General features: G+C 68.6%; 26 protein-coding genes. 16 read left to right on the plus strand and 10 right to left on the minus strand.

Annotation, left to right across the window (positions count from 1 at the left end; all coding sequences use genetic code 11):
• Window positions 1-12 precede the first annotated feature (12 nt).
• Window positions 13-237, minus strand: coding sequence for a twin transmembrane helix small protein (locus tag ABUE11_RS03775; protein ID WP_367067751.1), 225 nt, complete (start codon window positions 235-237; stop codon window positions 13-15).
• 36 nt (window positions 238-273) lie between these two features.
• Between ABUE11_RS03775 and ABUE11_RS03780 the strand changes: the two genes are divergently transcribed.
• The 5 genes from ABUE11_RS03780 to ABUE11_RS03800 are packed head-to-tail and all read left to right on the plus strand — an operon-like array spanning window position 274 to window position 4,369.
• On the plus strand, window positions 274-1,017 hold the full coding sequence (locus ABUE11_RS03780; RefSeq protein WP_367068737.1) for an SURF1 family protein: 744 nt from the start codon (window positions 274-276) through the stop codon (window positions 1,015-1,017).
• Window positions 995-1,648: a hypothetical protein gene (locus ABUE11_RS03785; RefSeq protein WP_367067752.1), complete on the plus strand. Its 654-nt coding sequence runs from the start codon at window positions 995-997 to the stop codon at window positions 1,646-1,648. The genes ABUE11_RS03780 and ABUE11_RS03785 overlap by 23 nt, the downstream gene beginning before the upstream one ends.
• Entirely contained in the window at window positions 1,645-2,811 is a 1,167-nt protein-coding gene (locus tag ABUE11_RS03790) for a COX15/CtaA family protein (protein ID WP_367067753.1), read from the plus strand. The genes ABUE11_RS03785 and ABUE11_RS03790 overlap by 4 nt, the downstream gene beginning before the upstream one ends.
• A 56-nt stretch (window positions 2,812-2,867) precedes the next feature.
• Window positions 2,868-3,758 (plus strand): heme o synthase, encoded by an 891-nt coding sequence (gene cyoE, locus ABUE11_RS03795; protein WP_367068738.1) that lies wholly within the window; start codon window positions 2,868-2,870, stop codon window positions 3,756-3,758.
• A gap of 47 nt (window positions 3,759-3,805) precedes the next feature.
• The gene (locus ABUE11_RS03800) at window positions 3,806-4,369 is read left to right on the plus strand and encodes an SCO family protein (protein WP_367067754.1); all 564 of its coding nucleotides are present in this window, start codon (window positions 3,806-3,808) and stop codon (window positions 4,367-4,369) included.
• Window positions 4,370-4,553: 184 nt separating this feature from the next.
• Here ABUE11_RS03800 and ABUE11_RS03805 read toward each other — a convergent pair whose 3' ends face one another.
• On the minus strand, window positions 4,554-5,564 hold the full coding sequence (locus tag ABUE11_RS03805; protein WP_367067755.1) for a tripartite tricarboxylate transporter substrate binding protein: 1,011 nt from the start codon (window positions 5,562-5,564) through the stop codon (window positions 4,554-4,556).
• A gap of 110 nt (window positions 5,565-5,674) precedes the next feature.
• Entirely contained in the window at window positions 5,675-6,610 is a 936-nt protein-coding gene (gene rpoH, locus ABUE11_RS03810; RefSeq protein ID WP_367067756.1) for an RNA polymerase sigma factor RpoH, read from the minus strand.
• Between the two features lie 113 nt (window positions 6,611-6,723).
• Between rpoH and cutA the strand changes: the two genes are divergently transcribed.
• Complete coding sequence (cutA, locus tag ABUE11_RS03815) at window positions 6,724-7,050, plus strand: divalent-cation tolerance protein CutA (RefSeq protein ID WP_367067757.1); 327 nt, start codon at window positions 6,724-6,726, stop codon at window positions 7,048-7,050.
• A 24-nt stretch (window positions 7,051-7,074) separates the two neighbouring features.
• Here cutA and ftsY read toward each other — a convergent pair whose 3' ends face one another.
• Window positions 7,075-8,229: a signal recognition particle-docking protein FtsY gene (gene ftsY / locus ABUE11_RS03820; protein WP_367067758.1), complete on the minus strand. Its 1,155-nt coding sequence runs from the start codon at window positions 8,227-8,229 to the stop codon at window positions 7,075-7,077.
• Between the two features lie 29 nt (window positions 8,230-8,258).
• Here ftsY and ABUE11_RS03825 point away from each other — a divergent pair, with 29 nt between their 5' ends.
• The 4 genes from ABUE11_RS03825 (at window position 8,259) to coaD (ending at window position 12,440) form a co-directional block, all read left to right on the plus strand.
• Window positions 8,259-9,692: a pitrilysin family protein gene (locus ABUE11_RS03825; protein WP_367067759.1), complete on the plus strand. Its 1,434-nt coding sequence runs from the start codon at window positions 8,259-8,261 to the stop codon at window positions 9,690-9,692.
• Window positions 9,693-9,840: 148 nt separating this feature from the next.
• A complete protein-coding gene (locus ABUE11_RS03830) occupies window positions 9,841-11,211 on the plus strand; it encodes a pitrilysin family protein (RefSeq protein WP_367067760.1) in 1,371 nt (456 codons plus the stop codon).
• Window positions 11,208-11,825: a 16S rRNA (guanine(966)-N(2))-methyltransferase RsmD gene (gene rsmD, locus ABUE11_RS03835; RefSeq protein ID WP_367067761.1), complete on the plus strand. Its 618-nt coding sequence runs from the start codon at window positions 11,208-11,210 to the stop codon at window positions 11,823-11,825. Before ABUE11_RS03830 ends, rsmD begins: the two co-directional genes overlap by 4 nt.
• 126 nt (window positions 11,826-11,951) lie before the next feature.
• Window positions 11,952-12,440, plus strand: coding sequence for a pantetheine-phosphate adenylyltransferase (coaD, locus tag ABUE11_RS03840; protein WP_367067762.1), 489 nt, complete (start codon window positions 11,952-11,954; stop codon window positions 12,438-12,440).
• A gap of 26 nt (window positions 12,441-12,466) precedes the next feature.
• Here the strand turns inward: coaD and ABUE11_RS03845 are convergent, their stop codons facing one another.
• Together ABUE11_RS03845 and ABUE11_RS03850 are read right to left on the minus strand one after the other, a co-directional pair.
• On the minus strand, window positions 12,467-12,781 hold the full coding sequence (locus ABUE11_RS03845) for a BON domain-containing protein (protein WP_367067763.1): 315 nt from the start codon (window positions 12,779-12,781) through the stop codon (window positions 12,467-12,469).
• 101 nt (window positions 12,782-12,882) lie between these two features.
• Complete coding sequence (locus tag ABUE11_RS03850; RefSeq protein WP_367067764.1) at window positions 12,883-14,229, minus strand: CHASE3 domain-containing protein; 1,347 nt, start codon at window positions 14,227-14,229, stop codon at window positions 12,883-12,885.
• A gap of 102 nt (window positions 14,230-14,331) precedes the next feature.
• On the opposite strand from ABUE11_RS03850, the gene ABUE11_RS03855 reads away from it, so the two are divergent.
• On the plus strand, window positions 14,332-14,964 hold the full coding sequence (locus tag ABUE11_RS03855; protein WP_367067765.1) for a response regulator transcription factor: 633 nt from the start codon (window positions 14,332-14,334) through the stop codon (window positions 14,962-14,964).
• A 13-nt stretch (window positions 14,965-14,977) separates the two neighbouring features.
• On the opposite strand, the gene ABUE11_RS03860 is transcribed toward ABUE11_RS03855, so the two are convergent.
• From ABUE11_RS03860 to gpmA, 4 genes are all read right to left on the minus strand, one after another.
• A complete protein-coding gene (locus ABUE11_RS03860; protein ID WP_367067766.1) occupies window positions 14,978-15,385 on the minus strand; it encodes a response regulator in 408 nt (135 codons plus the stop codon).
• A gap of 104 nt (window positions 15,386-15,489) precedes the next feature.
• Entirely contained in the window at window positions 15,490-16,254 is a 765-nt protein-coding gene (gene moeB, locus ABUE11_RS03865) for a molybdopterin-synthase adenylyltransferase MoeB (RefSeq protein ID WP_367068739.1), read from the minus strand.
• Between the two features lie 55 nt (window positions 16,255-16,309).
• Window positions 16,310-17,749, minus strand: a complete 1,440-nt coding sequence (locus tag ABUE11_RS03870; RefSeq protein WP_367067767.1) for a S41 family peptidase — start codon at window positions 17,747-17,749, stop codon at window positions 16,310-16,312.
• 96 nt (window positions 17,750-17,845) lie between these two features.
• Window positions 17,846-18,589, minus strand: a complete 744-nt coding sequence (gene gpmA, locus ABUE11_RS03875) for a 2,3-diphosphoglycerate-dependent phosphoglycerate mutase (protein ID WP_367067768.1) — start codon at window positions 18,587-18,589, stop codon at window positions 17,846-17,848.
• Window positions 18,590-18,662: 73 nt separating this feature from the next.
• Between gpmA and ABUE11_RS03880 the strand changes: the two genes are divergently transcribed.
• The 5 genes from ABUE11_RS03880 (at window position 18,663) to gmk (ending at window position 21,666) form a co-directional block, all read left to right on the plus strand.
• Window positions 18,663-19,067 carry a rhodanese-like domain-containing protein gene (locus ABUE11_RS03880; protein ID WP_367067769.1) on the plus strand — a complete coding sequence of 135 codons (405 nt, stop codon included), beginning with the start codon at window positions 18,663-18,665 and terminating at the stop codon, window positions 19,065-19,067.
• 40 nt (window positions 19,068-19,107) lie between these two features.
• On the plus strand, window positions 19,108-19,365 hold the full coding sequence (grxC, locus tag ABUE11_RS03885) for a glutaredoxin 3 (RefSeq protein ID WP_367067770.1): 258 nt from the start codon (window positions 19,108-19,110) through the stop codon (window positions 19,363-19,365).
• A 94-nt stretch (window positions 19,366-19,459) separates the two neighbouring features.
• Window positions 19,460-19,915 carry a protein-export chaperone SecB gene (secB, locus tag ABUE11_RS03890; RefSeq protein ID WP_367067771.1) on the plus strand — a complete coding sequence of 152 codons (456 nt, stop codon included), beginning with the start codon at window positions 19,460-19,462 and terminating at the stop codon, window positions 19,913-19,915.
• 65 nt (window positions 19,916-19,980) lie between these two features.
• On the plus strand, window positions 19,981-20,973 hold the full coding sequence (locus ABUE11_RS03895) for an NAD(P)H-dependent glycerol-3-phosphate dehydrogenase (RefSeq protein ID WP_367067772.1): 993 nt from the start codon (window positions 19,981-19,983) through the stop codon (window positions 20,971-20,973).
• Between the two features lie 72 nt (window positions 20,974-21,045).
• Window positions 21,046-21,666 (plus strand): guanylate kinase, encoded by a 621-nt coding sequence (gene gmk / locus ABUE11_RS03900; protein ID WP_367067773.1) that lies wholly within the window; start codon window positions 21,046-21,048, stop codon window positions 21,664-21,666.
• The last annotated feature ends 15 nt before the right edge of the window (window positions 21,667-21,681 follow it).

Genomic DNA, 21,681 nt, shown 5'->3' on the forward strand with positions numbered 1-21,681 from the left:
TGGCGTCGATGGTCAGTGTGGGCCGACGGGCAAGCCCGTGGGCTGGATGTAGCCCAGCTTCCACGCCGCCAACAGGCACAGGAACAGCACCACCGACAGACCCACGCGCAGCGCCAGGGCGCGCGCCATCTGCCTGCCGCGCTGTCTATCGTTGCCATCGCGGCGCATCATGAAAAACAGCGCTGAACCAAGGCTTGCGATGATGGCGAGAAACGCCAAGGCCACCAGAATCTTCATGGGACCCATTATCAGGTGAACATTGCACACGCGCGTATGGGCCTGCGCTTCTGGCTCGTGACCCTGGCTGCCCTGGCGGCTGCCGTGACCACGGGCATGCTGGGAGCGTGGCAGCTGTCGCGGGCCGCAGAGAAGCAGGCCATGCAGGCCGACATCGACGCACGGGCGCAGATGCCGGCGCTGGGCAATGGCGATCTGCTGCAGCTGCAGCCCGGGGACCTGGGTGCGGTCCTGCATCGCAAGGTCGTGTTGCAGGGGCAATGGCTGCCGGATGCGATGGTGTATCTGGACAATCGCCAGATGCAGGGCAAGCCTGGTTTCTGGGTGCTTGCGCCACTGCGCCTGAGCGGCGGCCAGGCCGTGGTGCTGGTGCAGCGGGGCTGGGTGCCGCGCGACTTTCAGGAGCGCACGCGTCTGCCGCAGGTGCAGACACCTGCCACCCAGGTGCAGCTGCAGGGCCGCGTGACCGACCATGTCGTGCGCCTGTACGAGTTTGGCCCGTCGGCAGGCGGTGACCGGGAGGCGCGCATACGGCAAAACCTCGACGTGGCGGCGTATGCTGCGGAGACCGGACTGCCGCTGCTGCCCATGATGGTCTTGCAGACGGATGACGCCAGCGACGGCCTGCGCCGCGACTGGGCACCCGTGAATACCGGAGTGGACAAGCACTATGGTTATGCGTTTCAATGGTTTGGGCTTTGTGCTCTGGTAGTTGTTCTCTATGTCTGGTTCCAGTTCGTCCGACGTTTTTCCCGCCGTGGTGCAAAGTCCCGGGCCTGAGCCGGCAACGCAGCGGCGTCGGCGCGTGGGGCGCTGGCAGTTGCTGGCCCTGCTGTTGGTATGCGCGGCGCCCGTGATTGCCTCGTATTTCACCTACTACGTGATCCGCCCCGAAGGCCGACGCAACTTCGGTGAGCTCATCGTGCCGCAGCGGCCCATGCCGGCAGACCTGCACGTCGCCGCGCCCGATGGACGGCAGCTGGCGCTGGGCGAGCTGCGCGGCCAGTGGCTGCTGGTCAGCGCATCCGGCGGCGCCTGCGCCGACGACTGCCGCAACAACCTGTACCTGCAGCGTCAGCTGCGCGAGGCCATGGGCCGCGAGAAGGAGCGCGTGGACTGGGTGTGGCTGGTGACGGACGATGTCCAGCCCCCCGCGGACATCGCGGCGGCACTTGCCCAGGCCACCGTGCTGCGCGTCGATGGCCGGGCGCTCGCGGACTGGCTTGCACCTGCACAGGGGCACGCATTGTCCGAGCACCTGTACGTCGTCGACCCCATGGGCAACTGGATGATGCGCTTTGCACCGCGGCTGGACAAGGCCGGCGCAGGCCAGGCCAGGCGTGACCTGGACCGGCTGCTGCGCGCCTCCGCATCCTGGGATCAGGCCGGCCGGCAAGAGGGCGCGCAATGAACGGCGCGCAGCCGCTCTACGATCTGGCGCCGCTGCTGGAGATCATGGCCCTGGGTGCGGCGATCGCCCTCGGGCCGCTGGCGTGGGTGTGGTGGAGAAGCCGTGGCAGCACACCGGTGCGGCGCCTGCAGGCACTCACGCTGCTGACGCTGTTCCTGACCTTCGACCTGGTCATGTTCGGTGCGTTCACGCGGCTCACCGACTCGGGCCTGGGCTGCCCCGACTGGCCCGGCTGCTACGGCAGCGCCAGTCCCATGGGCGCACACACCGAGATCTCGGCCGCGCAGCAGGCCCTGCCCACGGGGCCGGTCACGCATGGCAAGGCGTGGGTGGAGATGATCCACCGCTACCTGGCCACGGGCGTGGGCGTGCTCATCATCGCCCTCACCGTGGGGGCATGGCGCGAGCGCGCCGCCCATCGTGTGCTGAGCCCCTGGTGGCCCACGGCCACGCTGGTCTGGGTCTGCCTGCAGGGGGCGTTCGGCGCGCTCACGGTGACCATGAAGCTGTTCCCGGCCATCGTCACGCTGCACCTGATCGGCGGGCTGGTGCTGCTGGCCTTGCTGTGTGTGCAGGCCGTGCGCCAGACGCAGCACAGCCGTGGCACGGCGCCCGTGCCGCTGGCCGTGGGACTGCGCCGGCTGCTCGGGGCGGCGGCGGCTCTGGTGGCTCTGCAATGCGTGCTGGGCGGCTGGGTCAGCACCAACTATGCGGTGCTGGCCTGCACCACCTTTCCCCACTGCCAGGGCAGCTGGTGGCCCGTGATGGATTTCGCCCAGGGGTTCGAGCTCTGGCGCCCCCTGGGCATGCTGCGCGACGGCAGCCTGATCGGATTTGCCGCCCTGACAGCCATCCACTACGTGCACCGGCTCGCGGCCTATGGCGTGCTGTTGGTGCTGGCGCTGCTCGTCTGGCGCATGCGGCGTGCGCAGGTGCTGCCCGATCAGGCGCGCTGGCTTGCGGCGCTGGCGCTGCTGCAATTGATCACCGGCCTGTCCAACGTGATTCTGGACTGGCCCCTGGTGGCCGCGGTGCTGCACACGGGCGGGGCCGCGGCCCTGGTCGTGGTGCTGACCTGGGCGCTGGCAGCCAGCCGCCCCGTTGCCGCCGGCGCGCCCGCTGCCCGGGCGCGCGTGTCTGCATCCCATGGAGTGTCCGCATGAGCGTAGTACCAGCCCCCGCACCCAGCCCTGTGTCTGCCGGTGCGGCATCCTTTGCCATGGGGGGACAGCCGACGCTGCCCTCGCGCATGGCGCAGTTCTACGCGCTGACCAAGCCGCGGGTGGTGCAGCTCATCGTCTTTTGCGCCTTCATTGGCATGGTGCTGGCCGTGCCGGGTCTGCCCAGCGCTGCCCAATGGGGCGTGATGGCCTTGGCCAGCCTGGGCATCTGGCTGGTGGCGGGCGCGGCCGCGGCCTTCAACTGCCTGGTCGAACGCCATATCGACGCCCGGATGAAGCGCACCGCCTGGCGCCCCACGGCCAAGGGGGAGCTCACGCGCGGGCAGGCACTGGGCTTTTCCGCACTGCTGTGCGTGGTCGGGTCGGCGCTGCTGTACTGGTGGGTCAACCCGCTCACGATGTGGCTCACCTTCGCCACCTTTGTCGGCTATGCGGTGGTCTACACCGTCATCCTCAAGCCGCTCACGCCGCAGAACATCGTCATCGGCGGGGCGTCGGGTGCCATGCCGCCGGTACTCGGCTGGGCCGCCATGACGGGCGCCGTGGAGGCGCAGTCGCTGATCCTGTGCCTGATTATCTTTCTGTGGACGCCGCCGCATTTCTGGGCCCTGGCGCTCTACCGCGTGGAGGACTATCGCAAGTCCGGCCTGCCCATGCTGCCCGTCACCCATGGCAACGAGTACACGCGGCTGCAGGTATTCCTGTACACCTTGATCCTGTTTGCCGGCTGCCTCATGCCCTTCATCTGCGGCATGAGTTCGTGGATCTACCTGGGCGCCGCCGTGCTGCTCAGCGCCACGTTCTGCGTATATGGTTACTGGCTCTGGCGCGACTACTCCGATGTGCTCGCGCGCAAGACCTTTCGTTTTTCCCTGATCCATCTGAGCCTGCTCTTCGCGGCGCTGCTGGTGGATCACTACGTGCTGTGATGTTGAAACGCGATACTCTCAAAAGAATAGCTGCTTGCGCTTTGTGGATGGGCGCTGCAGGCATTTTTTCTGCATGTTCTCCGCAGGGCCCCAAGTTCCAGGGGGTGGATTTGACCGGCATGGACTACGCGCGCGACCTGCCGCTGGAGGACCAGTACGGCAAGAATCGCACCCTCAAGGACTTTGCCGGCAAGGTGGTGGTGGTGTTCTTCGGCTACACGCAATGCCCCGACGTGTGCCCCACGTCGATGTCCGAGCTCGCCGAGGTCAAGCGCGCGCTGGGCGCCGACGGCGACAGGCTGCAGGGCATCTTCGTCACCGTCGATCCCGAGCGCGATACGGCAGACATGCTCAAGGCCTACATGGCGAGCTTCGACCCCAGCTTCATCGCCCTGCGTGGCACGCCCGAGCAGCTCGCGGCCGTGGCCAAGGATTTCAAGATTTACTACAAGCGCGTGGACGGCCAGACGCCCACGAGCTACACCATGGACCATTCCGCGGGCAGTTACATCTACGACACCCAGGGGCGCCTGCGCGTGTACCACCGCTACGGCAGCGGGGCGCAGGCCCTGACTGCCGACGTGCGCGCGCTGCTGGCCGAGGCGCGCTGAGAGGCTGTGAGTTTTTCCCCTATGCCCGCCTTGCACGCCACAACACCCCCGCTCGTCGTTGCAAATACTCGCCATAGCCCGGGCTATGTCTGCGTTTTGCGCCTCGATCGGGTGCGTTGTGGCGCGCCTTTCGGGCACGAGGGAAATGCTCACAGCCTCTGACACCGGCAACGCGCACAGCCTCTCACTCCGCCCGAATGCCCTGTTCGCGGATCACGCGGCCCATGGTGGCCGTGTCGGCCTGCATGCGCCGGGCCAGCCCCTCGGCCGACGAACCCACGGCCTGCCAGCCCTGCTGGAACAGCTGGCTGCGCACCTCGGGGCTGCGGGCGATGCCTCCGATCAGCGTGGCCAGCCGCGCGCGCACCGGTGCGGGCATGGCGGCCGGGGCCGCAAAGGCATTCCAGATCTCGAGCTCAAAGTCGCGCACCCCCGCCTCCGACAGGCTGGGCACATGGGGGGCGAGCGCGCTGCGCCCGGCAGATGTCACGCCGATCAGCTTGAGCTTGCCCGCGCGCTCCTGCGCCTGCGCAAGCGCCGGCGGCAGCAGCGCCATCTGCAGCTGGCCCCCGAGCATGGCGCTGGCCACCTGCGGGTAGCCGGGGTAGGGCACATGCACCGGGGCGATGCCGGTGCGCGCCTTGAGCAGCTCCATGCCCAGATGGCCCACGGTGCCCACGCCGGGCGTGCCGTAGTTCCAGCGGTCGCCGGCCTGGCGCGCGGCCTGCAGAAAGGCGCGGGCGTCGTTGCCCGCGGGCATGCCGGGTTGGCTTGCGGGTGCGGCCAGCACCAGCGGCGACACGCCGATCAGCGACAGCGGTGCCAGGTCGCGCGCCGGGTCGTAGGGCACCTGAGGGTTGAGCAGCCTGGCGATCGTCAGATTGCCGTTGATGAACAGGCCGATCGTGTGGCCGTCGCGCGCCTTGGCCACGGCGTCGGCGCCGATGTTGCCGCCCGCGCCCACCTTGTTCTCCACGACGACCGGCTGCCCAAGGGCCTTGGACAGGGGCTCGGCAAAGGTGCGCGCCGTCAGATCCGGCGAGGAGCCCGGCGGAAAGCCAACGATGATGCGCAGAGGCCTGGTTGGCCAGCCTGGCGTGGCCGACGTGGCGCCTTTGTCGGCCAGGGCTGCGCCGCAGACCGACGCCAGGCCCAGGGCCAGCAGGTCGCGGCGCGCGCGGAAATGGGAGTGCATGGGTAAACCTCTGGAAAGAAAAAAGGCGCGCGGCCTGCAAGGGCTGCGCGCCTGGGTTGTCTGGCTGCCGGGCCGGGCGCCGAAAGGAGCTCCAAGGAGCTCAAAGACGCTCAGGCGTACTCGGCCAGCGCCTTCTTCATCTTCTTCATCGCCGCCACCTCGATCTGGCGGATGCGCTCGGCGCTCACGCCGTATTCGGCGGCCAGCTCGTGCAGCGTCATGCCGCCCGAGCCATCGTCGTTCACCTTGAGCCAGCGCTCTTCGACGATGCGGCGGCTGCGCGCGTCCAGGCCGGCCAGCGCCGTGGCAATGCCGTCGGTGGCCAGCATGTCGCGCTGGCGCGACTCGATCATGGCCGTGGGCTCATGGGCCGCGTCGGCCAGATAGGCGATGGGGCCGAAGGCCTGCTCGCCGTCGTCCGCTGGGGCCGGGTCAAGCAGCACGTCGCCGCCGGCCAGGCGCGTTTCCATCTCGATGACCTCTTCGCGCTTGACGTTGAGCTGCTCGGCCACGAGGTCGATCTCATGCTCGGACAGGGTCTCGCGGTGCGTGTCGGCGTCGATGGCATCGGCCTTGAAGCCTTGCTTCATGGAGCGCAGGTTGAAGAACAGCTTGCGCTGGGCCTTGGTGGTCGCCACCTTGAACATGCGCCAGTTCTTCAGGATGTATTCGTGGATCTCGGCCTTGATCCAGTGCATGGCATAGCTCACCAGGCGCACGCCCTGGTCCGGGTCGAAGCGGCGCACGGCCTTCATCAGGCCCACGTTGCCTTCCTGGATCAGGTCGCCATGCGGCAGGCCATAGCCCAGGTACTGGCGCGAGATGGACACCACCAGGCGCAGGTGCGACAGCACCAGACGGCCCGCGGCCTCCAGGTCGTTGTCGTTCTTGAGCTGCTGCGCGTATCGCTGCTCCTCCTCCTGCGTCAGCAGGGGCAGGCGGTTGACGGCCGAGATGTACGCGTCCAGGTTGCCCAGCGGAGGAACCAGGGCCCAGGGGTTGGCGGGCGCCAGCGTCGTCGCGGTGGAGGCAGTCTGGAGGTTCATGTCAGAAATCCTTTCTTCCATACAGGGGCATGTTAGCACTCTCTTGGAGGGAGTGCTAATCGCAAAGTTCCCCCGAGGGTGGTAGAACCGCAGCCTTTCTGGGGATTTGCGCCATGCCTGACACCACGCCATCCATCGCCGTCGTGACCACCACCGTCGCCAGTGCCGCCGACGCCAGGCGCCTGGCCGCGGGCGCCGTGCAGGCGCGGCTGGCCGCCTGCGTGCAGGTGCAGGCGATTGACTCGCACTATGTCTGGCAGGGCGCGCAGCAGGAGGATGCCGAGTGGCGTCTGGTCTGCAAGACCCTGCCCCAGGCCGCGCCCGCGCTCTGCGCCTGGCTGCGGGGCCAGCACCCCTATGAGGTGCCGCAGCTGCTCACGCGCACCGAGCAGGCTGAAGCGGACTACGCCGACTGGGTGGTGCAGCAGGTGGATGGATAGGAACCCGCGCTGCCTCAAGGCCTCTCAGGCCAGCAGCGCCTGGGCGAATTCGCGCGCGTTGAAGGTTTCGAGGTCTTCGACCTTCTCGCCCACGCCGATGAAGTAGACCGGCACGGGCCGCTCCTGGGCGATGGCCGCGAGCACGCCGCCCTTGGCCGTGCCGTCCAATTTGGTGACGATCAGGCCCGTGAGCTGCAGCGCATCGTCGAAGGCGCGCACCTGGGTCAGGGCGTTCTGGCCGGTGTTGCCGTCGATCACCAGCAGTACCTCGTGCGGGGCGCTGGCCTCGGCCTTGGTGACCACGCGGCGGATTTTTTTCAGCTCCTCCATCAGGTGCAGCTGCGTGGGCAGGCGGCCGGCCGTGTCCACCAGCACCACGTCCTTGCCGCGCGCGCGCCCGGCGGTGACGGCGTCAAAGCTCACGGCGGCGGGGTCGCCGCCTTCCTGGCTGATGATCTCCACGGTGTTGCGCGTGGCCCAGACGCCGAGCTGCTCGCGCGCCGCGGCGCGGAAGGTGTCGGCCGCGGCCAGCAGCACGCTCTCGCCATGGTCGGCCAGATGCTTGGTGAGCTTGCCAATCGACGTGGTCTTGCCCGCGCCGTTCACGCCGGCCACCATGATCACGGTGGGGCTGTGCTCGCCTATGACCAGCGGCTTTTCCAGCGGGCGCAGCAGGTCGGCCAGGGCGTCGGCCAGCAGCGCCTTGACGGCGGCGGGCTCGGTGGTCTTGGTCTCCTTCACGCGGCGCTTGAGGTCGGTGAGCAGATGCTGCGTGGCCTTGACGCCCGTGTCGGCCATGAGCAGCGCGTCCTCGAGCTCCTCGTAGAGCGCGTCGTTGATCTGCGTGCCCGTGAACACCGTGGCAATGGAGCTGCCGGTCTTGCGCAGGCCGGACTTCAGGCGCTCCATCCAGCCCTGGCGCGCGCCCTCGGGTTTTGGGGCAGGCTCGGGCACGGCGGGCGGGGCCGCGTCCGGTGTGGCTGGAGCCTGGGCTGCGGGTGCATCCTGGCCACCCAGGGACTTGCGCAACCAGCCGAGGGCGCCGCCGCTCTTGGGCGTGTCGGTCGCAGGCGTGTCGGCCTGTGGGGCGGAGACAGGGGTGGCGGGTGCGGCATCGGGCGCCGGCGTCTCGGTGGGCGCGGCGGGCGAGGGGGATTTTTTCTTGAAGAAACTGAACATCGCTGGGTTCTTAGAATCGCAGCCATTCTATGAAACGCGCTATCACCCTTTTGGGCCTGCTGGCCTGCCTGCATGCGGGGGCACAGTCCGCATCGGCTTTCCCCACCGTTGCGCCGCTCGCCACGAACTCCACGGGGGCGCAGCTGTTCACTTTGAGGAACGGCATGCAGCTCATCGTCCAGCCTGACCGGCGTGCGCCCACGGCGGTGCACATGGTCTGGCTGCGTGTGGGCTCCATGGACGAGGTCGACGGCACCTCGGGCGTGGCCCATGTGCTCGAGCACATGATGTTCAAGGGCTCGAAGAAGCTGCCGCCGGGCGAGTTCTCGCGCCGCGTGGCGGCCCTGGGCGGGCAGGAGAACGCCTTCACCAGCCGCGACTACACGGGCTATTACCAGCAGATCCCGGCGAGCCGTCTGGCTGACGTGATGCGGCTCGAGTCCGACCGCTTTGCCCACAACCAGTGGCCCGACGCCGAGTTCGCCAAGGAGATCGAGGTCGTCAAGGAGGAGCGCCGCATGCGCACCGAGGACCAGCCGCGCGCCGCGCTCATCGAGCAGCTCTACGCCTCGACCTTCATCGCCTCGCCTTACCGCCGGCCCGTGGTGGGCTGGATGAGCGACCTCGATGCCATGACGCCCGACGACGTGCGCGAGTTTCACCGCCGGTGGTATGTGCCGCAGAACGCCGTCGTGGTGGTGGCCGGCGACGTGGAGCCGGCCCAGGTGCTGGCGCTCGCGCAGAAGACCTATGGCGTCATCCCCGAGCGCGCGCTGCCCGTGCGCAAGCCGCGCACCGAGCCCGAGCAGCAGGGCCTGCGCCGCATCGCCTTCAAGGCGCCGGCCGAGCAGGCCTATGTGGCGCTGGCCTTCCATGTGCCGGGCATCAAGCGCATAGCGCCCATGGATGCCGACGACCGCGACGCGCTGGCACTCCTCGTGCTCTCGGCCGTGCTCAGCGGCTATGACGGCGCGCGCCTGGAGCGCGCCCTCACGCAGGGCGACGACCGCGTGGCCGACAGCGCGAGCAGCCAGGCCTCCATCCTCGGGCGTGGGCCCTCGCTGTTTCTGATGACCGGCGTGCCCGCCGCGGGCAAGACCGCGGCCCAGGTCGAGCAGGCGCTGCGCGCCGAGCTCGCGCGCGTGGCGCGCGATGGCGTGAGCGCGGCCGAGCTCGAACGCGTGAAGACGCAGTGGGCGGCATCGACCATTTACGCGCGCGACTCGCTCTACAGCCAGGCGAGCGACCTGGGCAGCAACTGGGTGCAGGACCTGCCGCTGGACGCGGACGAGCGCCTGCTCCAGCTGCTGCGCGGCGTCACCCCCCAGGAGGTGCAGTCCGTGGCCGCGCGCTACTTTGGCGACGACCAGCTCACCGTGGCCACGCTGCTGCCCCAGCCCGTGGCACAGGGCGCGAAGAAGCGCGCCGCCCCCGCAACCGACGCCGGTGGGCGCATGCATTGACATGCCACACCCCCCTGTGGCGCTGCGCGCCTTCCCCCCGCACTCGCTTCGCTGCGCTGCGCGGGCAGGGGGACGCCGCCGGTGCCGCGGGGCGGCCCTTGCACGGCGGCCCCCGCGTGGGGCGTCGTGACAGTGAAGGACAACGGAAATGATCAAGATAATTAAATTGATAGCTGCTCGCGCTTTGCTGGTAAGCGCTGGAGCCGTTTTTTATGCCCAAAGCGCCTGGGCGCTGCTGCCGATAGAGCATTGGACGGAACCGAACGGCGCGCGTGTCTGGCTGGTCGAGAGCCCGGCCATCCCCATGGTGGACGTGCAGGTGGACTTCGATGCCGGCGCGCGTCGCGACCCCGCGCCCCAGGCCGGACTGGCCGCGGCCGCCGCGCTCATGAGCTCCAAGGGCGTGACGGCGGGCGTGACGGTGGGTGGGGTGGACGAGCCCGCGCTCGACGAGAACGACCTCGGCGAGGCCTGGGCCGACCTGGGCGCGAGCTTTGGCGCCCAGGCCGGGCGCGACAGCTTCCAGTACGCGCTGCGCTCGCTCACCGAGCCCGACCTGCTCGAGCGCGCCGCACGTCTGGCCGCGCGCCAGATCGCCCAGCCGAGCTTCCCCGAGCCCGTGTGGACCAGCGAGCGCGCGCGCTGGAGCGCGGCCATCAAGGAGTCCTACACCCGCCCCGGCCCGGTGGCGAGCAAGGCCTTTGCCAGCGCCGTCTACGGCAGCCACCCCTATGGCCAGAAGCCCGACGAGCAGACGCTGGCGCGCATTGACGTGGCCGATCTGAAGGCCTTCCACCAGCGTGCCGTGAGCGCCTGCGGTGCGCGCGTGAGCATCGTCGGGGCGTTGAACCGGGCCCAGGCTCAGACCCTGGTGCGCCGGCTGCTGTCCCGCCTGCCCGAGCGCAGCGGCGCCGACTGCGCGCCGCTGGCCCCCGTGCCCGACGCGCAGCCGCTGCAAAAGCCGGTGCAGGAGTCCATCCCCTTCGCCGCCGCGCAGGCCCAGGTGTTGATCGGCCAGCTGGGCATTGCGCGGCGCGACCCGGACTTCCTCGCGCTGCTCGTGGGCAACCACATTCTGGGTGGCGGGGCCTTCACCTCGCGCCTGATGACCGAGGTGCGCGAGAAGCGCGGCCTGAGCTACAGCGTGTACAGCGACTTCTCTCCGGGGCTGAACCGGGGCGCCTTCGTCATCGGCCTGCAGACCCGGCCGGATCAGGCGGCGCAGGCCGTGCAGGTGGCGCATGACACGCTTGCGCGGTTTGTCGCCCAGGGCCCGACCGAGGCCGAGCTGCGCGCCGCCAAGGACAACCTCATCGGCGGCTTTGCGCTGCGCATAGACAGCAACCGAAAGCTGCTGGCCAATGTGGCCAACATCGCCTGGAACGGTCTGCCGCTCGACTACCTCGAGCATTGGACGGACCGCGTGCAGGCCCTCACGGTGGCCGACATCCGCGCGGCCTTTGAGCGCCACCTGCAGCCCGATCGCATGGTGACCGTGGTCGTCGGGGGCCAGCCTTGAGCCGCCCCGCGCGCAGGCCCGCGCCGGCCAGGGGAGGGCGCGCAGGCGCGGGCGAGGTGCGCATCATCGGCGGCCAGTGGCGACGCACGCGCCTGCCCGTGGCCGACCGGCCTGGCCTGCGCCCCACGCCGGACCGCGTGCGCGAGACACTCTTCAACTGGCTGGGCCAGGACCTCGCCGGCTGGCGCTGCCTGGACGCCTTTGCCGGCACGGGCGCCCTGGGGTTCGAGGCCGCCTCACGCGGCGCCGGCGGCGTGCTGCTGGTCGAGAGCGACGCGGGCCTGGCCGCCCAGCTCGAGACCCTGCGCCAGCGCCTGCAGGCGGCCAGCGTGCGCGTGCAGCGCGGCGACGGCCTGGCCGCGCTGCGCCAATGCGCGCCCGCCAGCATGGACCTGCTGCTCATCGACCCGCCGTTTGCCGGCGAGCTGTTTGCGCCCGCGCTGCAGGCCGCCGCGCAGGCCGTGGCGCCCGGCGGCTTCATCTACCTCGAGGCGCCCGAGGCCTGGGGCGAGGACCGGCTCACCCCCCTGGGCCTGTGCCTGCACCGCCACCTCAAGGCCGGTGCTGTGCATGCCCATCTGCTGCGCAGGGCGGTGGATGCTACTGATAAGTGAGCTTTCAGCACTTGATGGCAGGGCGCTGGAGGCCTGTTTTGCGTTGAAACTGCGCGGCGGGTGCGCCGCTGCATAATCCGCCCCTGGGGCCCGCGCCGGGCGCCACAGACCAGGAGACTTGACGCCATGGCGCATGTTGTTGCCGTATATCCCGGAACCTTCGACCCCATCACGCTCGGTCATGAGGATCTGCTGCGCCGCGCGGCCCGGCTGTTCGACCGCGTCATCGTCGCCGTGGCCATTGCGCATCACAAGAAGACCTTGTTCACGCTGGACGAGCGCATGGAGATGGCGCGCGGGGCGCTGGCCGACTGCCCGCAGGTGCGGGTCGAGCCCTTCGAGGGGCTGGTGACCGAGTTTGCGGCCGCCCATGGCGCCGCGGCCATGGTGCGCGGTCTGCGCTCGGGGACGGACTTCGACTATGAATTCCAGCTCGCCGGCATGAACCGCGCGCTCATGCCGCAGATTGAGACCGTGTTCCTGACCCCGAGCAGCCAGTACCAGTTCATCAGCAGCACGTTGGTGCGCGAGATCGCCACGCTCGGCGGCGATGTCGCGCAGTTTGTCTCGCCCGGCGTGCTCGCGCGCCTGCAGGACAAGGTCGGCAGGCGCTGATACCGGGCGCGCAGGGCCACGGCCTCTCAGGGGCGCACGACGATGCTGTTGCGCACGGCGCGCACGTTCTTGGTGGTGCGCGCGATGGACTCGGCGCGGTCCTTCTCGGCCTGCGACTTGGCAAAGCCCGACAGCTGCACCGTGCCGTTGAGCGTCTCGACGCTGATGGCGGTGGCGGACACGGTCTTGTCCTCGGCCATCTTGGCCTTGACGGCCGTGGTGATGGCGGTGTCGTCCACATAGGAGCCCACGGTCTGCTGGTCACGCGCCACGGAGCAGCCGGTGGAGACGATGGTGACGCCCGTCAGCAGGGCGAAGGCGATGGCACTTGCGTATTTCATGCTGAAGTCCTTGGTTGGTGATGAAAGGGCGATGCGGCCGGTCCATGGCGCCGCCTGTGCATTGTTGCACCGCCCCGTCATCCTGTGGCGGCCGCCATGGCTCATGCTGCAACGTGGCGAGGCAGGGTTGCGCTAACCACGGTGCCCTGGCCCGGGGCTGACTGCACGTGAAACTGCCCGCCCGCCGCCTCCACCCGGTGGCGCATGCCCAGCAGGCCATGGGCGTCGGCCGGGATGCGGGCCATGTCAAAACCCCTGCCGTCGTCGCGCACCTGCACGGCAACATGGTCCGGGTGCTGGTGCACGCAGATCAGCACCTTGCGCGCATGGGCGTACTTGCCGATGTTGGTGAGCGACTCCTGCACCAGGCGGTAGACGGTGAGCTGGGCCGCGTCGGACAGTGGCACGTCCTCCAGGCTGGTGTCCACCTGCAGGTTGCCATGCTGGGCGAAGTCGCGCGCCAGGATCTCCAGCGCCGCGGTCAGCCCGAGGTTGGACAGCGAAGAGGGCCTGAGGCTCTCGATGATGCGGCGCTTGAGGGCGATGCCGCTGTTGAGCGTGTCCGTCAGGTGTTGTATGCGCTCGGCGTTCTCGGGCTGCTGCATGTCCATGCGGGATTTCAGGCGCGCCAGATCGAGCTTGGCGGCCGTGAGCAGCGCGCCCAGCTCGTCGTGCAGCTCGCGCGCCAGATGCGCGCGCTCGTCCTCGCGCACCTGCTGCAGGTGGTTGGCCAGCTGCGACAGCGTGGCCGTGCGCTCGCGCACCAGTTGCTCCAGCCGGTCACGCTCGCGCGCCAGCGCCGTCTGCGCGCGCTCATGGGCCGCATGCAGCGCATGGGTCTGGCGCAGATACATGTAGAAGGCCAGCAGGCCGATCAGGGCCACGGCCGCAATGCCCAGGCGCGACAGCCTGAGCGAGCGCATGATCTCCTGGGCGCTGTCCCGTGCCTGTTGCTCGCTGTGGGCGACGAGGCCTGCGGCGCTGGCGCGGATCGCGTCCAGGCTGTCCTTGCCGGTGCCCACGGGCAGCGCCGGGTGCCAGGCCGGGTCGGAATGTTCGCGGCGCAGGCGCAGAAGCTGGTCCTGTTCCGCGAGCTTGTGTGCCACCTGCTCCGACAGCCGGGCAAACTCGTCGCGCTCTTGCGGCTGGTGGAGGTAGGTCTGATGCAGCTCCTCTACATTGGTGTGGATCGACTCCAGCGCCTGGCGGTAGGGCTGCAGGTAGCGCTCGTCGCCCGTGAGCAGGTAGCCGCGCAGGCCGGTCTCCGCGTTCAGCATGTCGAGCTGCAGCCGATCGAGCGCATTGCGCGTGGCGTGCGAGCGTGCGAGCGCGGTGACCGCGTCGCGCGAGCCCATGTAGCCGATCTCGTTGATGCCCACGAGCAGCAGCGCCGCCAGCAGGGCCAGAGGCAGGCTGAATGCCATCTTGCACAGGCGCGACCAGTTCATGGGAGGGCTCCTCCGGGGCGATGGGGCAGGGCCGAAACGCCTATGATCGGCCCGTGAGAGCCATTATGGACATGCTGCTGCGGCGCGCGGGAGGATGGTGGGATGATCAAGATCGGCATTGTGGATGACCACGCAATCGTGCGCTCCGGCCTGCGACAGTTTCTGTCGGACCATGTGGATCTGCGTGTGGTCGGCGAGGCCGCCAACGGCCGCGAGGCCATCGACCTGGTGCGCGCGCAGGAGATCGACGTGCTCATCATGGACCTGGCCATGCCGGGCCAAAGCGGGCTGGATGCGCTCGCCATGCTGCGCGCCAAGGCGCCGGACATGGGCATTCTGATCCTGAGCGGCTACCCCGAGGAGCATTACGCGATCAACCTCATACGCCAGGGCGCGAGCGGCTATCTGAACAAGGAATGCGAGCCGCGCGAGATCGTCGAGGCCGTGCGCACCATCGCCCTGGGGCGGCGCTACCTGACGCCGGCCGTGGCCGATCTGCTGGCCCAGCAACTGCACCGCAAGGACGGCGCGCCGCCGCACGAGCAGCTGTCCGAGCGCGAGTTCCAGGTCTTTCTCAAGCTCGCCAGGGGAGAGACGGCCGGCGACATCGCCAAGTCCCTGTCGCTCAGCGTCAAGACCGTGAGCACCTACCGCACGCGGCTCATGGAGAAGATGGGCCTGTCGTCCAACAGCGACCTGACCTACTACGCGCTCAAGAATCGCCTGATCGACTGAGGCCGATCAAAGCCTATGGCGCCGCGGACGGTGCGCCGGCCGAGGCGCGCCGCGTGCCGTGCACGATGCAGAAGTCGACCAGCGCATCGATCTCGTTGGACTTGTCGAACACCGCGTCCACGCCCAGTTGCGCGCAGCGCACGCGCACGTCGGGGGTGGCGTAGTTGCTCAGCACCACGAGCTTCTGCTGGCTGGAGCGGCCCGCGCAGGCCGCCAGCACGCCTAGGCCGCTGCCCTGGCGCAGGAACAGGTCGACGATGGCCAGATCCCACTGCGAGGCATGGGCGGTGAGCCATGTCGTGCCTTCCTCCTCGGTCTCGGCGCTGCCCACGGTCTGCACGTCGGCGAGTTCCTCCAGGGTGCCGATCAGGTTCTCGCGGATGGTGGCGTTGTCTTCGATGATGTAGGTGCGCAGCTTCACGGCCCTGTTCCCGTCCGGCCCGCTCACGGGCCCTGGGCGCTACTGTAGGGGCGAGGGCGTGGCGGCGGTGCCAGCAGTCGCGGGCTGCCGCCGTAGGCTGGTTCCTACTCTTGCCGCATGTGCCGGGCTCCGCACACGGCGCATCCGGGGTCGCGCTGGGTGCGCATCTCGGTCCACTGCATGTCGCGGCCGTCGAGCATCAAGAGCCGTCCCGCGAGCGACCTGCCCACGCCCGCGATGAGCTTGAGCGCCTCGGCCGCCTGCATGGTGCCGATGATGCCGACCATGGGCGCGAACACGCCCATGGTGGAGCAGGCCACCTCCTCGAAGCGTGCGTCGGGCGGGAACAGGCAGGCGTAGCAGGGTGTGTCACGACCGCGCGGGTCATAGACCGAGATCTGACCGTCGAAGCGGATGGCCGCTCCCGCCACCAGCGGCTTGCCCGCGCGCACGCAGGCGGCGTTGATGGCCTGGCGCGTGCGGTAGTTGTCCGTGCAGTCGAGCACCACGTCGGCCTGCGCAACCAGCGCGTCCAGGGCGGGGCCATCCACGCGCTGCGCGATGGCCTCCACCTGAATCTGGGGGTTGATGGCATGCACGGCCTGCGCCGCGGATGCAACCTTGGTGCAGCCCACGCGCTCGGTGGTGTGGGCAATCTGGCGCTGCAGATTGGTCAGGTCGACCACGTCGTCATCGACCAGCGTGAGCCGGCCCACGCCGGCCGAGCCCAGGAACAGCGCCGCCGGCGAGCCCAGGCCGCCGGCACCCACGATCAGCGCATGGGCGGCCAGGATGCGCTCCTGGCCCTCGATGCCGATCTCGTCGAGCAGGATATGGCGCGAGTAGCGCAGCAGCTGGTCGTCGTTCATCATGAAAAAGGCCGGGCGCCGCGAGGGCCCGGCCCGATGGCGAGGCGGGTGGGCCTCAGTTGTCCTTCTTCTCTTCCTTGCGCTCGGTCAGCGTCTTGCTGGCCACCACGGTCTTGCCCTTGAGCTGGTTCAGTGCCTGGGTCAGCTGGAAGTCCTTGTCGGAGCCGAACTCGGGCAGCCTGCGCTCGGCCAGCGGCTTCTTGGACTCTTCCTCGAGGCGCTTCATGGCCTCCTCGCGCGCCTTTTCGCGCGCCGGGTCCTTGGCTTCCTCCTGGCCCTGGCCGTTGCTCAGGTGCTTTTCCAGATCGGCCTCGCGCATGCGCAGCGATGCGTATACATCGCCCTCGGCGGTCTCGTCGAGCATGACGTCGGGCACGATGCCCTTGGCCTGGATGGACTTGCCGCTGGGCGTGTAGTAGCGCGCCGTGGTCAGCTTGATGCCGGTGTCGGGGCCGAGCGGGCGCACCGTCTGCACCGAGCCCTTGCCAAAGGTCTGGCTGCCCATGATGGTGGCGCGCTTGTGGTCCTGCAGCGCGCCGGCGACGATCTCGCTGGCCGAGGCCGAGCCCTCGTTGACCAGCACCACCAGCGGCACGGTCTTGATGGCCGCGGGCAGGCGCTTGAGCGGGTCACCGCTGCCGCGGCGCTGGTAGAACTCGGGCGAGGCCTTGAACGTGGCCTTGCTCTCGGCGAGCTGGCCGTCGGTGGAGACCACGGTCACGTTCTCGGGCAGGAAGGCGGCGGAGACGGCCACGGCGGCGTCGAGCAGCCCGCCCGGGTCGTTGCGCAGATCCAGCACCAGACCCTTGAGGCGCGGGTCCTGCTTGTAGATCTCTTCGAGCTTGCGCACGAAGTCGTCGACCGTGCGCTCCTGGAACTGCGACAGGCGAATCCAGGCATAGCCCGGCTCGATGACCTTGGCCTTGACCGACTGGGTCTTGATTTCCTCGCGCGTGATGGTCACGGGGAAGCTGCGGCTTTCGTCCTTGCGCAGAATGGTCAGCGTGACCTTGGTGTTGGGCTCGCCGCGCATGCGCTTGACGGCCTCGTTGAGCGTCAGGCCCTTGACGGCCGTGTCGTCGATCTTGGTGATCAGGTCGTTGGTCTTGAGCCCCGCGCGGTCTGCGGGCGAGCCCTCGATGGGCGAGACGATTCTGATCAGGCCGTCTTCCTGGGTGATCTCGATGCCCACGCCGACGAAGCGGCCGGTCGTGCCCTCGCGGAATTCCTTGAAGGACTTCTTGTCGAAGTACTGCGAATGCGGGTCCAGCCCGGAGACCATGCCGGCGATGGCATCGGTGATGAGCTTCTTGTCATCGACCGGCTCCACGTAGTCGGTCTTGATGAGGCCGAAGACGGCGGACAGTTGCTGGATCTCCTCCAGCGGCAGCGGTGTCATGGCGCCGCGCGCCACGGTCTGCAGCGACACCGTGGTCAGGGCACCGGCCATGACACCGACCGATATCCATCCAGCAACTTTCAGTTTGTGGCCCATAAATAACACCTTTACCGCTTCAGACCAATATACACCTTGGAAGTGCGCGGGCCTGGTCAGTTCCCGCGGTCGTGCCTGTTTGTTCGGCGACGAGGCTCAGGCCTTGCCCTGGGCGGCCACGGCGGCGGCTGCCTTGGCGGCGGCCTCGGCGTCGCCCAGGTAATAGCTGCGCAGGGGCTTGAGGTCGGCATCGAGCTCATAGACGAGCGGAATGCCATTGGGGATGTTCAGCCCCACGATGTCCTGGTCGGAGATGCCGTCGAGGTACTTGACCAGCGCGCGGATGGAGTTGCCGTGCGCGGCAATCACCACGCGCTTGCCCGAGCGGATGGCCGGCGCCACGCTGTCGTTCCAGAAGGGGAGCACCCGCGCCACCGTGTCCTTCAGGCATTCGGTCAGCGGCACCTGCTCGGGCGCGAGGCCCGCGTAGCGCAGGTCGCTGCGCTCGCAGCGCGGGTCGGTGGGCTCGAGCGCCGGCGGCGGCGTGTCGTAGCTGCGGCGCCAGATCAGCACCTGCTCGTCGCCATATTGCTTGGCCATGTCGGCCTTGTTCAGGCCCTGCAGGGCGCCGTAGTGGCGTTCGTTCAGGCGCCAGCTGTGCTCCACGGGCAGCCAGGTGCGGTCCATCTCGTCCAGGCAGTGCCACAGCGTGCGCGTGGCGCGTTTCAGGACGCTGGTGTAGGCCAGATCAAACTCGTAGCCCTCGGCCTTGAGCAGGCGGCCCGCGTTCTTGGCCTGCTCCACGCCCGTGGGCGTCAGATCCACGTCGGTCCAGCCGGTGAAACGGTTTTCCAGGTTCCACGTGGATTCGCCGTGGCGGATCAGAACGAGCTTGTGCATGGTGTCCCTCGGTGGTCTAAGTCAAAACCCGCCATTTTAGAATCACGCACTTTGCACTCGCCCAAGGATCACCGTGAACTTCATCGTCGACAACTGGTATTTGATATTTCTCGCGCTGGCCTCCGGCGTCATGCTGCTCGTGCCTGCAGTCAAGGGCGCGGGCGGCGGCGTGAGCGCGGCCCAGGCCGTGCAGCTCATCAATCGCGAGAAGGCCATGGTCATCGACGTGTGTGAACCTGCGGAGTTCGCCGCCGGCCACGTGGGCGGCGCGCGCAACATTCCGCTGGCGCAGCTGCCCGAGCGCCTGCCGCAGGTGGCCAAGAACAAGGCCGTGCCCATCATCATGGTCTGCGCCAAGGGCGGACGCGCGGCGCGCGCCGTGGGCATCGCCAGGGGTCTGGGCTACGACAAGGCGCAGACGCTTGCGGGCGGTCTGGCGGCCTGGCGCGAGGCCAACATGCCGGTCGAGAAATCCTGACTTCCGCCCGTCATTTCCATTGTTTTCCAGAGGGTTCGCCATGCAAGCCGTGAAGATGTACACCACCGCCGTATGCCCTTACTGCATACGTGCCAAGCAGCTGCTCAAGTCCAAGGGAGTGGAGCAAATCGAGGAGATTCGCGTCGACACCGACCCGGCCGCGCGCCAGCAGATGATGGAGATCACGGGGCGGCGCACCGTGCCGCAGATCTTCATCGGCGACACCCATGTGGGCGGATTCGACGACCTGGCGGCGCTCGACGGCCGCGGCGCACTCATGCCCCTGCTCGGCGCGTGACTGCCCCGATCAAGGCTGCATAATGCAGCCCCAAGTGGCCCGCTGCGGGAGCGATTCCCGGGCGGGCTTTGTCTTGAACGAAAGAGCGAAAACCATGGCCACCGAAGAAACCCCCGTGTTCCAGATTCAGCGCGTGTACCTCAAGGACCTGTCGCTGGAGCAGCCCAACTCCCCCGCCATCCTGCTCGAGCAGGAGCAGCCCAGCGTGGACATCCAGCTCGGTGTCCAGGCCACCCCCGTCGTCGAGGGCATCTTCGAAGTGGCCGTGACGGCCACCGTGCAGACCAAGATCAAGGACAAGACCGTGTTCCTGGTCGAGGCCAAGCAGGCCGGCATCTTCGAGATCCGCAACCTGCCCGAGGAGCAGATGGGCGCCGTGGTCGGCATCGCCTGCCCGCAGATCGTCTACCCCTACCTGCGCGCCAGCGTGGCCGACACCATCACGCGCGCCGGTTTTCCTCCCGTGCACCTGGCCGAAATCAACTTCCAGGCCATGTACGAGCAGCAGCAGGCCGCAGCGGCCGAGGCTGGCAACGGCGCGACGCAGTAAGCCGGGGAGGCGGGTTTTAGGGGTGTTTTTGGCCTCTGAGGCCCGTGAATAAAGCGCGAATAGCTATGAAAATAGTAGTTCTTGGCGCTGGTGCCTGGGGCACGGCCATGGCCATGAGCGGCGCGGCGCACGCCGCGGGCCACCAGGTCGTCCTCTGGGCGCGCGACGCCGCCCAGGCCGCGGCCATGCAGACGGCGCGCAGCAACCAGCGCTACCTGCCGGGGCTGAGCTTCCCGCCGCGTCTGCAGGTGCAGGCGGGCGACGCGCTGGCGCTGGCTGCTGGGGCGGATCTCGTCATCATCGGCACACCCATGGCGGCGCTGCGCGGCATGCTGCAGCGACTGCGCGACACGGGTGCGCCGGTCGCCTGGCTGTGCAAGGGCTTCGAGGCCGACACCGGGCTGATGGCCCACGAGGTCTGCGCCGAGGTCGCCCCGCAACTCGCCAGCGGTGCGCTCAGCGGGCCGAGCTTCGCCCAGGAGGTGGCGCGCGGCCAACCCACGGCCCTGGTGGCCGCCAGCCGCCATGCCAGCGTGCGTGACGCGCTCGTGGCGGCATTCCACGGCCCGGCGCTGCGCGTTTACGCGAGCGAAGACATCGCGGGCGTGGAGGTGGGCGGCGCGGTCAAGAACGTGCTGGCCATCGCCACGGGTCTGTGCGACGGCCTGCAACTGGGCCTGAACGCGCGTGCCGCGCTGATCACGCGCGGCCTGGCCGAAATGACGCGCCTGGGCCTGACCCTGGGCGCGCGGCCCGACACCTTCATGGGGCTGTCCGGCCTGGGCGACCTGGTGCTCACGGCCACGGGCGATCTGTCGCGCAACCGACGCGTGGGCCTGCTGCTGGCCGAGGGCAAGAGCCTGCAACAGGCCGTCGATTCGCTCGGCCATGTGGCCGAGGGCGTGTACAGCGCCCGCACGGTGGTGCAGCGCGCGCGCGCGGCCGGCGTGGAAATGCCCATCGCCGAATGCGTGCTGGCGCTGCTCGAGGGGCGACTGCGCGCGGCGGACGCGGTGGCCACGTTGATGGAGCGCGAGCCCACGGTGGAGCGGCACTGAGCACCCACATCCCAGGGGTGCATGGAGCGGCTGGTAGACTTCGACCGATATCGCTCCAAGCGCATGTCACCTATGGATTACCCCGGAAATTTGTTTGTAGTCTCCGCCCCCAGTGGGGCGGGCAAGTCCAGCCTGGTCAAGGCCCTGATGGAACTGGACGCACGCGTGCAGCCCTCCGTGTCGCACACCACGCGCGCCCCGCGTGGCCAGGAAAAACATGGACGCGAGTACTTCTTTGCCTCGGAGCAGGAGTTCGACGCCATGGTGGCGGGCAATGCCTTCGTGGAATGGGCGAACGTCCATGGGCGTCGTTACGGGACATCGCGCCGTGCCATCGAGGAGCGCGTGACCGTGGGCGCCGACGTGGTGCTGGAGATCGACTTTCAGGGTGCTCTGCAGATCAAGCAGACCTTTGTGAACGCCGTGCTGATCTTCATCCTGCCTCCGAGCTGGGACGAGTTGCGCGCGCGCCTGGAGCGCCGCGGCGAGGATGCGCCCGACGTGATCGACCTGCGCCTGAGGAACGCCGCGCTCGAGATGGAGCAGGCCTGCAAATTCGACTTCGTTATAATCAACGAAGTTTTCGAGCGAGCGCTTTTCGACCTGAAAACCATAGTCCATGCCCAGCGCCTCAAGTATGCCGCACAGCGTCGCGCCCGGGCCGAGACCTTTGCATCGCTCAACATCCCCTGATTTCCCCTTGGAGAG

This window comes from Oryzisolibacter sp. LB2S (assembly GCF_040732315.1).
Taxonomy (GTDB): domain Bacteria; phylum Pseudomonadota; class Gammaproteobacteria; order Burkholderiales; family Burkholderiaceae_C; genus Alicycliphilus; species Alicycliphilus soli.